This window comes from Streptomyces sp. NPDC051136 (assembly GCF_044455745.1).
GTDB lineage: Bacteria > Actinomycetota > Actinomycetes > Streptomycetales > Streptomycetaceae > Streptomyces.
On sequence record NZ_JBITFE010000009.1, the window covers coordinates 157,841 to 170,420 of the forward strand.

11 protein-coding genes are annotated in these 12,580 nt (G+C 70.2%); all 11 read left to right on the forward strand.

Annotated features, from left to right (window positions below; translation table 11 throughout):
* The first annotated feature begins 11 nt into the window (after nucleotides 1–11).
* From ACIBCJ_RS25685 to nuoL, 11 genes are read left to right on the forward strand one after another with little or no spacing between them, the layout of a single operon-like run.
* Entirely contained in the window at nucleotides 12–566 is a 555-nt protein-coding gene (locus ACIBCJ_RS25685; protein ID WP_005313804.1) for an NADH-quinone oxidoreductase subunit B family protein, read from the forward strand.
* Entirely contained in the window at nucleotides 563–1,318 is a 756-nt protein-coding gene (locus ACIBCJ_RS25690) for an NADH-quinone oxidoreductase subunit C (protein ID WP_362100496.1), read from the forward strand. The genes ACIBCJ_RS25685 and ACIBCJ_RS25690 overlap by 4 nt, the downstream gene beginning before the upstream one ends.
* Entirely contained in the window at nucleotides 1,315–2,637 is a 1,323-nt protein-coding gene (locus ACIBCJ_RS25695; protein WP_362100499.1) for an NADH-quinone oxidoreductase subunit D, read from the forward strand. Before ACIBCJ_RS25690 ends, ACIBCJ_RS25695 begins: the two co-directional genes overlap by 4 nt.
* On the forward strand, nucleotides 2,634–3,506 hold the full coding sequence (nuoE, locus tag ACIBCJ_RS25700) for an NADH-quinone oxidoreductase subunit NuoE (RefSeq protein ID WP_362100502.1): 873 nt from the start codon (nucleotides 2,634–2,636) through the stop codon (nucleotides 3,504–3,506). Before ACIBCJ_RS25695 ends, nuoE begins: the two co-directional genes overlap by 4 nt.
* Nucleotides 3,503–4,852, forward strand: coding sequence for an NADH-quinone oxidoreductase subunit NuoF (nuoF, locus tag ACIBCJ_RS25705; protein WP_362511920.1), 1,350 nt, complete (start codon nucleotides 3,503–3,505; stop codon nucleotides 4,850–4,852). The genes nuoE and nuoF overlap by 4 nt, the downstream gene beginning before the upstream one ends.
* A complete protein-coding gene (locus tag ACIBCJ_RS25710) occupies nucleotides 4,849–7,380 on the forward strand; it encodes an NADH-quinone oxidoreductase subunit G (RefSeq protein WP_365980388.1) in 2,532 nt (843 codons plus the stop codon). Before nuoF ends, ACIBCJ_RS25710 begins: the two co-directional genes overlap by 4 nt.
* Nucleotides 7,377–8,756 carry an NADH-quinone oxidoreductase subunit NuoH gene (gene nuoH, locus ACIBCJ_RS25715; protein WP_362511926.1) on the forward strand — a complete coding sequence of 460 codons (1,380 nt, stop codon included), beginning with the start codon at nucleotides 7,377–7,379 and terminating at the stop codon, nucleotides 8,754–8,756. Before ACIBCJ_RS25710 ends, nuoH begins: the two co-directional genes overlap by 4 nt.
* Nucleotides 8,749–9,426: an NADH-quinone oxidoreductase subunit NuoI gene (gene nuoI / locus ACIBCJ_RS25720; protein ID WP_362100515.1), complete on the forward strand. Its 678-nt coding sequence runs from the start codon at nucleotides 8,749–8,751 to the stop codon at nucleotides 9,424–9,426. The genes nuoH and nuoI overlap by 8 nt, the downstream gene beginning before the upstream one ends.
* Complete coding sequence (locus ACIBCJ_RS25725; protein WP_362100518.1) at nucleotides 9,423–10,310, forward strand: NADH-quinone oxidoreductase subunit J; 888 nt, start codon at nucleotides 9,423–9,425, stop codon at nucleotides 10,308–10,310. Before nuoI ends, ACIBCJ_RS25725 begins: the two co-directional genes overlap by 4 nt.
* A complete protein-coding gene (gene nuoK, locus ACIBCJ_RS25730) occupies nucleotides 10,307–10,606 on the forward strand; it encodes an NADH-quinone oxidoreductase subunit NuoK (RefSeq protein WP_003974374.1) in 300 nt (99 codons plus the stop codon). Before ACIBCJ_RS25725 ends, nuoK begins: the two co-directional genes overlap by 4 nt.
* A 9-nt stretch (nucleotides 10,607–10,615) precedes the next feature.
* Complete coding sequence (gene nuoL, locus ACIBCJ_RS25735; protein ID WP_362100521.1) at nucleotides 10,616–12,580, forward strand: NADH-quinone oxidoreductase subunit L; 1,965 nt, start codon at nucleotides 10,616–10,618, stop codon at nucleotides 12,578–12,580.

A 12,580-nucleotide genomic window follows, 5' to 3' on the forward strand; every position in this document is an offset into this window, starting at 1 on the left:
GGGCCTTTGACATGGGACTCGAAGAAAAACTGCCGAGCGGATTCCTGCTGACCACCGTCGAGCAGGCCGCGGGCTGGGTGCGCAAGTCGTCCGTCTTCCCGGCCACGTTCGGCCTCGCCTGCTGTGCCATCGAGATGATGACCACCGGCGCCGGCCGCTACGACCTGGCGCGCTTCGGCATGGAGGTCTTCCGCGGATCGCCGCGGCAGGCGGACCTGATGATCGTCGCCGGCCGGGTCAGCCAGAAGATGGCGCCGGTGCTGCGGCAGGTCTACGACCAGATGCCGAACCCGAAATGGGTGATCTCCATGGGGGTCTGCGCCTCCTCGGGCGGCATGTTCAACAACTACGCCATCGTCCAGGGCGTCGACCACATCGTCCCGGTCGACATCTACCTCCCCGGCTGCCCGCCGCGGCCCGAGATGCTGATGGACGCCATTCTCAAGCTCCACCAGAAGATCCAGGGCTCCAAGCTCGGCGTGAATGCCGAGGAAGCGGCCCGCGAGGCGGAGGAAGCGGCGCTCAAGGCCCTGCCCACGATCGAGATGAAGGGGCTGCTGCGGTGAGCGACGCGAACAACACCCCGGGTGACGCGAACGGTCCCAACCCCGAGAAGGACCTGTCCGCGCAGAACCTCCCCGGCCAGCGCGGCCAGGGCGGCGAGGAGATCCGCGTCCAGCGCGGCATGTTCGGCGCCGCCAACGGCGGCGACACCTCCGGCTACGGCGGCCTGGTCCGCTCCGTCCGGCTGCCCGGACCGGCGAGCCGGCCCTACGGCGGCTGGTTCGACGAGGTCGCCGACGAGCTGGAGGGCGCACTGGAGGAGCAGGGGCTCCTGCCGGAGAACGCCATCGGGAAGACGGTCGTCGACCGGGGCGAGGTGACCTTCCACATCGAGCGCGAGCACCTGGTCCGCGTGGCCCGCACCCTGCGCGACGACCCGGCCCTGCGGTTCGAGCTGTGCACCGGCGTCAGCGGTGTCCACTACCCGCACGACAAGGGCCGCGAGCTGCACGCCGTCTACCACCTGCGCTCGATCACCCACAACCGGCTGATCCGCCTCGAAGTCAGCGCGCCCGACAGCGACCCGCACATCCCGTCGCTGTTCTCCGTCTACCCGACCAACGACTGGCACGAGCGCGAGACGTACGACTTCTTCGGCATCGTCTTCGACGGTCACCCGGCCCTGACGCGGATCATGATGCCGGACGACTGGCAGGGCTTTCCGCAGCGCAAGGACTATCCCCTCGGCGGCATCCCCGTCGAGTACAAGGGCGCCCAGATCCCGGCTCCGGACCAGCGGAGGTCGTACTCGTGAGCACTTCCCACGCCTCCCCGAGGGAGACGACCGAAGGCACCGTCTACACGGTCACCGGCGGTGACTGGGACGAGGTCGTCCAGTCCGCCGCCCGCGCCGACGACGAGCGCATCGTCGTCAACATGGGCCCGCAGCACCCGTCCACGCACGGCGTGCTCCGCCTCATCCTGGAGATCGACGGCGAGACGGTCACCGAGGCCCGCTGCGGCATCGGCTACCTGCACACCGGCATCGAGAAGAACCTCGAGTACCGGACCTGGACGCAGGGCACCACCTTCGTGACGCGCATGGACTACCTGACGCCGTTCTTCAACGAGGCGGCGTACTGCCTGGGCGTCGAGAAGCTCCTCGGCATCGAGGACCAGATCCCGGACCGGGCCACGATCATCCGCGTCATGCTCATGGAGCTGAACCGGCTCTCCTCGCACCTGGTGGCCATCGCCACCGGCGGCATGGAGCTGGGCGCCACCACGATCATGATCTACGGCTTCCGCGATCGTGAACTGATTCTCGACATCTACGAGCTGATCACCGGCCTGCGGATGAACCACGCGTACATCCGCCCGGGCGGCCTCGCCCAGGACCTGCCCCCGGGCGCGGTGGACCAGATCCGCGCGTTCGTGAAGAAGATGGACAAGAACCTCCCGGAGTACGACAAGCTCGCCACCGGGAACCCCATCTTCAAGGCCCGCATGCAGGACGTCGGCTACCTCGACCTGGCCGGCTGCATGGCGCTGGGCGCCACCGGCCCCGTCCTCAGGTCCACCGGCCTCCCGCACGACCTGCGCAAGACCCAGCCGTACTGCGGGTACGAGACGTACGACTTCGACGTCCCGACCGCCGACACCTGCGACTCCTACGGCCGCTTCCTGATCCGGCTGGAGGAGATGCGCCAGTCGCTCCGGATCGTCGAGCAGTGCCTGGACCGGCTCCAGCCCGGCCCGGTCATGGTCGCCGACAAGAAGATCGCCTGGCCCGCCCAGCTGGCCCTGGGCCCTGACGGCCTCGGCAACTCCCTCGACCACATCAAGAAGATCATGGGCACCTCCATGGAGGCCCTGATCCACCACTTCAAGCTGGTCACCGAGGGCTTCCGGGTGCCGCCGGGACAGGCCTACACGGCGGTCGAGTCGCCGAAGGGCGAGCTCGGCGTGCACGTCGTCTCCGACGGCGGCACCCGCCCCTTCCGGGTCCACTTCCGCGACCCGTCCTTCACCAACCTGCAGGCCATGGCGGCGATGTGCGAGGGCGGCCAGGTCGCCGACGTCATCGTGGCCGTGGCATCCATCGACCCCGTGATGGGAGGCGTCGACCGGTGACCACCTCTTCTTCGGAGCGGGGCGTCAGCCTGGGCATGCCGGAACTGCCCGCGCCCGCCTACCCGGACGACGTCCGGGCCCGGCTGGAGACCGACGCGCGCGAGGTCGTCGCGCGCTACCCGGACTCCCGGTCCGCCCTCCTGCCGCTGCTGCACCTCGTGCAGTCGGAGGAGGGACACGTCACGCGCACCGGCATGCAGTTCTGCGCGGACGTGCTGGGCCTCACCACCGCCGAGGTCACCGCGGTCGCCACCTTCTACACCATGTACCGGCGCGGGCCGAGCGGCGACTACCAGGTCGGCGTGTGCACCAACACGCTGTGCGCGGTGATGGGCGGCGACGCCATCTTCGAGTCCCTCCAGGAGCACCTGGGCGTCGGCAACGGCGGGACGACCGAGGACGGCAAGGTCACCCTGGAGCACATCGAGTGCAACGCGGCCTGCGACTTCGCGCCGGTCGTGATGGTCAACTGGGAGTTCTTCGACGACCAGACCCCCGAGAGTGCCCGGCGTCTCGTCGACGACCTGCGCGCGGGACGGCCGGTGACGCCCACGCGCGGTGCGCCGCTGTGCACCTTCAAGGAGACCGCCCGGATCCTGGCGGGCTTCCCCGACGAGCGGGACGGCGCCGTCGCGGCCGGCGGCAGCGCGGGTCCCGCCTCCCTGGCCGGGCTCAGGCTCGCCAAGGGGGAGGCGTCCGCCGCGCGCGTGGTGCACCCGCGGGACGGCGGGCCGCACGACGCGCCGCAGGACCGGGCCGTGCACGACCCGTCCCCGACGCAGCACCTCAGCTCGCACGACGCGCCGCAGGACACATCGGCATCCGACCCTTCCCACCCGGCAGGGCCTACCGCCGAGGAGGGGGAGTGATGACCGTGGCAGCCGAGATCAAGGGCAGCAACCCGGAGAAGCTGCTCGCACCCGTGCTGTCGGCCTTCTGGGACGAGGACGAGTCGTGGACTCTCGACGTCTACCGGAGGCACGAGGGGTACGAGGGGCTCCGCAAGGCGCTGGCCATGGCGCCGGACGACCTGATCGCGTACGTCAAGGAGTCCGGTCTGCGCGGACGCGGCGGTGCCGGGTTCCCGACCGGGATGAAGTGGCAGTTCATTCCCCAGGGGGACGGCAAGCCTCACTATCTTGTTGTCAACGCCGACGAATCGGAGCCGGGGACCTGCAAGGACATCCCGCTCCTGTTCGCGAACCCGCACAGCCTCATCGAGGGCATGATCATCGCGTGCTACGCCATCAGGTCGTCGCACGCCTTCATCTACCTGCGTGGTGAAGTCGTCCCGGTACTGCGGCGATTGCACGAGGCCGTGCGCGAGGCCTACGCGGCCGGCTTCCTCGGCGAGAACATCCTGGGCAGCGGACTCGACCTCGACATCACCGTGCACGCGGGCGCGGGCGCGTACATCTGCGGTGAGGAGACCGCACTGCTCGACTCGCTCGAAGGCCGCCGGGGTCAACCGCGGCTCCGTCCCCCCTTCCCCGCCGTCGCGGGCCTCTACGCGTGCCCGACTGTGGTGAACAACGTCGAATCCATCGCGTCGGTTCCCGCGATCCTGAACAAGGGCAAGGACTGGTTCAGGTCGATGGGCAGCGAGAAGTCCCCGGGCTTCACGCTCTACTCGCTCAGCGGCCACGTCGCGGGCCCCGGCCAGTACGAGGCCCCGCTCGGCATCACGCTGCGCCAGCTGCTCGACATGAGCGGCGGCATGCGCCCCGGTCACCGGCTGAAGTTCTGGACTCCGGGCGGCTCCTCGACGCCGATGTTCACCGACGAGCACCTCGACGTCCCCCTCGACTACGAAGGAGTGGGCGCCGCCGGTTCCATGCTCGGCACCAAGGCGCTCCAGTGCTTCGACGAGACGACCTGCGTCGTGCGCGCCGTCACCCGCTGGACCGAGTTCTACGCCCACGAGTCCTGCGGCAAGTGCACGCCCTGCCGCGAAGGCACGTACTGGCTCGTCCAGTTGCTGCGCGACATCGAGGCCGGCAAGGGACAGATGTCCGACCTCGACAAGCTGAACGACATCGCCGACAACATCAACGGCAAGTCCTTCTGCGCCCTCGGCGACGGTGCCGCCTCGCCGATCTTCTCCTCGCTCAAGTACTTCCGCGAGGAGTACGAGGAGCACATCACGGGCCGCGGCTGCCCCTTCGACCCGGCCAAGTCGACGGCCTGGGCCGACCGCACGGAGGTGAAGGCATGACTGTGACCACCAATGCTCCCTCGGGAGGGGGAGAGGCGGCGGTCCCGCCGGAGGACCTCGTGTCGCTGACGATCGACGGTGCCGAGATCAGCGTGCCCAAGGGCACCCTGGTCATCCGGGCCGCCGAGCAGCTCGGCATCGAGATCCCCCGGTTCTGCGACCACCCCCTCCTCGACCCGGCCGGCGCCTGCCGCCAGTGCATCGTCGAGGTCGAGGGCCAGCGCAAGCCCATGGCGTCCTGCACCATCACCTGCACCGACGGGATGGTGGTGAAGACACAGCTCACCTCGCCCGTCGCGGAGAAGGCCCAGCACGGCGTGATGGAGCTGCTGCTCATCAACCACCCGCTGGACTGCCCGGTCTGCGACAAGGGCGGCGAGTGCCCCCTGCAGAACCAGGCCATGTCGCACGGGCAGGCCGACTCCCGCTTCGAGGGCAAGAAGCGGACCTACGAGAAGCCCGTGCCGATCTCCACGCAGGTGCTGCTCGACCGCGAGCGCTGCGTCCTGTGCGCCCGCTGCACCCGCTTCTCCAACCAGGTCGCAGGCGACCCGATGATCGAGCTGATCGAGCGGGGCGCGCTCCAGCAGGTCGGCACCGGCGAGGGCGACCCCTTCGAGTCGTACTTCTCCGGCAACACCATCCAGATCTGCCCGGTCGGCGCGCTCACCTCGGCGGCGTACCGCTTCCGCTCCCGGCCCTTCGACCTGATCTCCTCGCCGTCGGTGTGCGAGCACTGCTCCGGCGGCTGCGCGACCCGCACCGACCACCGGCGCGGCAAGGTCATGCGGCGCCTCGCGGCCAACGAGCCCGAGGTCAACGAGGAGTGGATCTGCGACAAGGGGCGCTTCGGCTTCCGGTACGCCCAGCAGCGCGACCGGCTCACCACGCCGCTGGTGCGCAACGCGGAGGGCCACCTGGAGCCGGCCTCCTGGCCGGAGGCGCTGCAGATCGCCGCGCAGGGCCTGCTGGCCTCCCGGGGCCGCACCGGCGTCCTGACCGGCGGGCGGCTCACCGTCGAGGACGCCTACGCGTACAGCAAGTTCGCGCGCGTGGCGCTCGACACCAACGACATCGACTTCCGCGCGCGCGTGCACAGCGCCGAGGAGGCCGACTTCCTGGCCGCCCACGTCGCCGGCCGCGGCCGTGATCTCGGGGGCGCCTCCCGGACGGAGTCCCAGGGAGGCACCGGCGTCACCTACACGTCGCTGGAGGAGGCACCCGCCGTCCTGCTGGTCGGCTTCGAGGCCGAGGAGGAGGCGCCCGGCGTCTTCCTGAGGCTGCGCAAGGCCTGGCGCAAGCACGGGCAGCGGGTCTTCTCGCTGGCCACGCACGCCACGCGGGGCCTGGAGAAGGCGGGCGGCACGCTGCTTCCCGCCGCTCCCGGCACCGAGACCGAGTGGCTGGACGCCCTGGCCGGCGGCGTCGGCCTGGAGGAGGGTGGCGCCCAGGCCGCCGAAGCGCTGCGCGCCGAGGGCGCCGTGATCGTCGTCGGCGAACGGCTCGCGTCCGTGGCCGGCGGGCTCACCTCCGCCGTACGGACCGCCGCCGCGACCGGCGCCCGGCTGGTGTGGATCCCGCGCCGGGCCGGGGAGCGCGGTGCCGTCGAGGCCGGCGCGCTGCCGTCGCTGCTGCCCGGCGGACGCCCCGCGACCGACCCCCGCGCGCGGGAGGAGGTCGCCGCCCTGTGGGGCCTGGCCGACCTTCCGCACCGCTACGGCCGCGACACCGGCGAGATCGTCGAGGCCGCGGCCCGGGGCGAACTGCAGGCGCTGCTGGTGGCGGGCGTGGAGGTCGCCGACCTGCCCGACCCGGCGCGCGCGCGTGCGGCACTCGACGAGGCCGGGTTCGTGGTGTCGCTGGAGCTGCGGCCCAGCGAGGTCACCGAACGCGCCGACGTCGTCCTGCCCGTCGCCGCGGTCGCCGAGAAGCCCGGCGCCTTCCTCAACTGGGAGGGCAGGGTGCGCTTCTTCGAGGCCGCGCTCAAGCCCGACCAGATGACCCGGCGCCTCGCGCCCGCCGACGCCCGCGTCCTGCAGATGCTGGCCGACGCCATGGACGTCCACCTCGGTCTGCCCGATCTGCGCACCACGCGCGCGGAGATCGACCGGCTCGGCGCCTGGGAGGGGCCGCGGGCCGGTGAACCGCTGCAGACCGCGAGCGCGCTGCCGCGGCCGGCCGCCGGAGAGGCCGTACTGGCCGGACACCGGCTGCTGCTCGACCAGGGCCTGCTCCAGCAGGGCGACGAGGCCCTCGCCGGCACCCGGCACGCGGCCCGCGCGCGCCTGTCGGCCGCCACGGCCGCCGAGGCGGGCGTCAAGGACGGCGACGTCCTCGCGGTGACCGGACCGGCCGGGGCCGTCACGTTCCCGTTGCAGGTCACCGAGATGCCCGACCGGGTGGTCTGGCTCCCGCTGAACTCGGCCGGCACCGGCGTCGCGTCCGACGCCGGGGTGCAGCCCGGAACCCTCGTCCGTATCGGTCCGGCGACGCCCGCGGACGCCGCCCCCAAGGAGGTGGAGGCATGAGCCCGTACCTCGCCGCTGAAGACCTCTCGATGTTCGGCACGGACCCCTGGTGGCTGGTCGTCGTCAAGGCGGTGTTCTGCTTCGCCTTCCTGATGGTGACCGTGCTGTTCTCCATCGTGTGGGAGCGCAAGGTCGTCGCCTGGATGCAGCTGCGCATCGGCCCGAACCGGCACGGCCCCTGGGGCATGCTCCAGTCGCTCGCCGACGGCATCAAGCTGATGCTCAAGGAAGACGTCATCGTCAAGCGCGCCGACAAGGCGGTGTACGTCCTCGCGCCGGTCGTGGCGGCCATCCCGGCCTTCATGGCGATCGCGGTGATCCCCTTCGGGCCGGCCGGCAACGAGGTCTCGATCTTCGGCCACCGCACCGCCATGCAGCTCACCGACCTGCCGATCGCCATGCTGTTCATCCTGGCGGTCGCCTCGGTCGGCATCTACGGCATCGTGCTCGCCGGCTGGAGCTCCGGATCGACGTACCCGCTCCTCGGCGGACTGCGCTCCTGCGCCCAGATGATCTCCTACGAGATCGCCATGGGCGCCGCGTTCGCCTCGGTGTTCCTGTACTCCGGCTCGATGTCCACCTCGGAGATCGTCGCCCAGCAGAACGACCGCTGGTACATCGTGCTGCTGCCGGTCTCCTTCATCCTCTACATCGTGACGATGGTCGGCGAGACCAACCGCGCCCCGTTCGACATGCCCGAGTCCGAGGGCGACCTGGTGGGCGGCTTCAACACCGAGTACTCGTCGATCAAGTTCGCGATGTTCATGCTCGCCGAGTACGTGAACATGGTGACGGTCTCGGCGGTCGCCACCACGCTGTTCCTCGGCGGCTGGCGGGCCCCCTGGCCGATCAGCACCTTCTGGGAGGGCGCCAACCACGGCTGGTGGCCGCTGCTCTGGTTCGTGGTCAAGGTCCAGCTGCTGCTGTTCTTCTTCATCTGGCTGCGCGGCACCCTTCCCCGAGTCCGCTACGACCAGTTGATGAAGCTCGGCTGGAAGGTCCTCATCCCGGTCTCCCTGGTCTGGCTGATGCTGGTCGCGACCGTGCGGGCCCTCAGGAACGAGAACTACGGCTTCTCCGACATCGCCCTCTACGTCGGCGGCGGCGTCCTGGTCCTGCTGCTGTTGTCCTTCCTCGTGGACATGTACCGGGACAAGGGCGCGAAGGGCGCCGAACAGCCCGCCGAGAGCGAGGCCGCCTTCGACCCGATGGCCGGCGGCTTCCCCGTCCCGCCGATGCCGGGACAGCAGGTGCCGCCGGTGCCCAGGCGCCGTCCCCGCCGGGAGCGGGAGCTGATTGTCAGTGGCGGGCCCGATACTCACAGTGACGGACCTGTGGGCGGATCTACGGATGGAAAGGAGGCGTCCGATGGCTGAGGAACACAAGGGACACAAGGAGAACCCGGAACACGGGGAACCGAAGGGGACCGACCCCGGTTTCATGAACCCGGTGGCCGGCTTCGGCGTGACCTTCAAGGCCATGTTCAAGAAGCGGCTGACCGAGCAGTACCCGGAGCAGCAGAAGACCACCGCTCCGCGCTTCCACGGACGGCACCAGCTCAACCGCCATCCGGACGGCCTGGAGAAGTGCGTCGGCTGCGAGCTGTGCGCCTGGGCCTGTCCCGCCGACGCCATCTACGTGGAGGGCGCGGACAACACGGACGAGGAGCGCTACTCGCCGGGCGAGCGGTACGGCCGCGTCTACCAGATCAACTACGCCCGCTGCATCCTGTGCGGCCTGTGCATCGAGGCGTGCCCCACGCGCGCGCTGACGATGACCAACGAGTTCGAGCTGGCCGACTCCAGCCGCGCCAACCTCATCTTCACCAAGGACCAGCTGCTCGCCGGCCTGGAGGAGGGCATGGTCGACTCGCCGCACGCCATCCACCCCGGCACCGACGAGCAGGACTACTACCGGGGCCTGGTGACCGAGGCCGCGCCCGGCACGGTCCAGCAGGTCGCCCACTCCAAGGGGGAGGTCGTCCAGGAGGGCGACTCGACCTTCGGCGGGACGGAGCCGGCGTCGGAGGAGGTGATCCGCCGATGAGCGCGCAGCTCGCCGCCGCGGCGACTCTCTCGGCCGGCACCTCGACCGGAGAGGCCGTCCAGTTCTGGATCCTCGGCACGGTCGCGGTGATCGGCGCCCTGTGCACCGTCTTCATGAGGAAGGCCGTGCACAGCGCGCTCTGCCTCGCCGGGACCATGATCGTCCTGGCGGTGTTCTACCTGGCCAACGGCGCCTACTTCCTCGGCATCGTGCAGATCGTCGTCTACACCGGCGCCATCATGATGCTGTTCCTGTTCGTGGTGATGCTCGTCGGCGTGACCGCGGCGGACTCCCTGAAGGAGACCATCAAGGGCCAGCGCTGGCTGGCCCTGCTGTCCGGGCTCGGCTTCGGCATCCTGCTGATCGCCGGCATCGGCAACGCCTCCCTCTCCGAGTTCACCGGCCTCGGCCAGGCCAACGCGAACGGGAACGTGGAGGGCATCGCGTCCCTCATCTTCACCAAGTACGTCTTCGCCTTCGAGATCACCGGCGCGCTGCTCATCACGGCCGCCGTCGGCGCCATGGTGCTCACCCACCGCGAGCGCACCGAGCGCGCCCGGACCCAGCGCGAGCTGTCCGAGCAGCGCGTGCGCGACGGCAAGTACCTGCCGCCGCTGCCGGCGCCCGGTGTGTACGCCCGGCACAACGCGGTGGACATCGCGGGCCTGCTGCCCGACGGCACGCCCTCCGAGCTGACCGTCAGCAAGACGCTGCGCGAGCGGGGTCAGGTCCGGGACGTGTCGATGGAGGCGCTGAACGATCTGAAGGCGCTGGAGCAGCGGGCCGAGGAGCGGCTGGAGCGCAACGCGGTCGGCCCGGCCGGATCCCGGCGGTCCGGCTCCGAGCGGTCCGACTCCGGGCGGTCCGAGGAGGCGTCGAAGTGAATCCCGTCAACTACCTGTACCTCGCGGCCCTGTTGTTCACGATCGGCGCCACCGGTGTGCTGATCCGGCGCAACGCGATCGTGGTCTTCATGTGCATCGAGCTGATGCTCAACGCCTGCAACCTCGCGTTCGTCGCGTTCTCCCGGATGCACGGAAACCTGGACGGCCAGATCATCGCCTTCTTCACGATGGTCGTCGCCGCCGCGGAGGTCGTGGTCGGGCTCGCGATCATCGTGTCCCTGTTCCGTTCCCGCCACTCGGCCTCGGTCGACGACGCCAGCCTGATGAAGCTGTGAGGGGCTGAAGTGGAGAACCTGATTGCGCTGCTGGTGGCGGCGCCCCTGCTCGGAGCGGTCGTCCTGCTGTGCGGCGGACGCCGGCTGGACCGCGTCGGCCACTGGATCGGCACGCTGCTGGCCGCCGTGTCCTTCGTGATCGGCGTCGTCCTCTTCGCCGACCTGCTCGGCAGCGGCGCCGAGGACCGCACCCTGACGCAGCACCTGTTCAGCTGGATCCCGGTGGAGGGTTTCCAGGCCGACGTCGCCTTCCGGCTCGACCAGTTGTCGATGACGTTCGTCCTGCTGATCACCGGCGTCGGCTCGCTCATCCACCTGTACTCGGTCGCGTACATGGAGCACGACGAGCGGCGCCGCCGCTTCTTCGGCTACCTGAACCTGTTCCTCGCGGCGATGCTGATCCTCGTCCTCGCCGACAACTACCTGCTGCTGTACGTCGGCTGGGAGGGCGTCGGTCTCGCCTCCTACCTGCTGATCGGCTTCTGGCAGCACAAGCCCTCCGCCGCCACGGCCGCGAAGAAGGCCTTCCTGGTCAACCGCGTCGGCGACATGGGCCTGTCCATCGGCATCATGCTGATGTTCCTGTGGTTCGGCACCTTCGCCTTCGGGCCGGTGCTCGGCGGCCACGGGGAGGCCGGGCTCGCGGCCGGGGCGGACGAGGGCAAGCTCACCGCGATCGCCCTGATGCTGCTGCTCGCCGCCTGCGGCAAGTCCGCCCAGGTGCCGCTGCAGTCCTGGCTCGGCGACGCGATGGAGGGCCCGACCCCGGTCTCCGCCCTCATCCACGCGGCGACCATGGTGACGGCGGGCGTCTACCTGATCGTCCGCTCCGGCGCCATCTTCAACGGCGCGCCGGACGCGCAACTGGTCGTCACCATCGTCGGCGCGGTCACGCTGCTCTTCGGTGCCATCGTCGGTTGCGCCAAGGACGACATCAAGAAGGCGCTGGCCGGCTCGACCATGTCGCAGATCGGCTACATGGTGCTGGCCGCCGGCCTCGGTCCCATCGGCTACGTCTTCGCGATCATGCACCTGGTCACGCACGGCTTCTTCAAGGCCGGGCTGTTCCTCGGCGCGGGATCCGTCATGCACGGCATGAACGACGAGGTCGACATGCGCCGCTACGGCGGACTGCGGAAGTACATGCCGGTCACCTTCGTCACCTTCGGCCTCGGCTACCTCGCCATCATCGGCTTTCCGGGCCTGTCCGGCTTCTTCTCCAAGGACAAGATCATCGAGGCGGCGTTCGCCAAGGGCGGCACCGAGGGCTGGATCCTCGGCGCCTGCGCCCTGCTGGGCGCGGCCATCACCGCGTACTACATGACGCGCGTGATGCTGATGACGTTCTTCGGCGAGGAGCGCTGGCGCAACGCCCCGACGCCTTCGCCGGCGCAGCCCGACGTGGAGCCCGCCGCCGAGACCCGCGGCGCCTACGAGCCGCCGCACCCGCACGAGTCGCCGGGGCTCATGACGATCCCGATGATCGTGCTGGCCGTCGGATCGGTCGCGGGCGGTGCCTTCTTCAGCATCGGCGACCGCTTCCTGCACTGGCTGGAGCCCATCACCGGGCACAGCCACGGCGACTCGCCGATCAGCGCCGGAGCGGTCACCGGGGCGACCGTGGCCTGCATGGTCGTCGGCGTGGCGATCGCCTGGGCGCAGTACGGGCGCCGCCCGGTCCCGGCCGTCGCCCCGCGCGGATCGCTGCTCACCCGGGCCGCCCGGCGCGACCTGCTCCAGGACGACTTCAACCACGTGGTCCTGGTCCGCGGCGGCGAGCACCTGACGCGGTCCCTGGTCTACGTCGACCACACCCTGGTCGACGGGGTCGTCAACGGCACGGCGGCCTCGGTCGGCGGCCTGTCCGGGCGGATGCGCAAGCTGCAGAACGGCTTCGCGCGCTCGTACGCGGTCTCGATGTTCGGCGGTGCGGCGCTCCTGGTCGCCGCGACCCTGCTGATGAGGGCGGTCTGA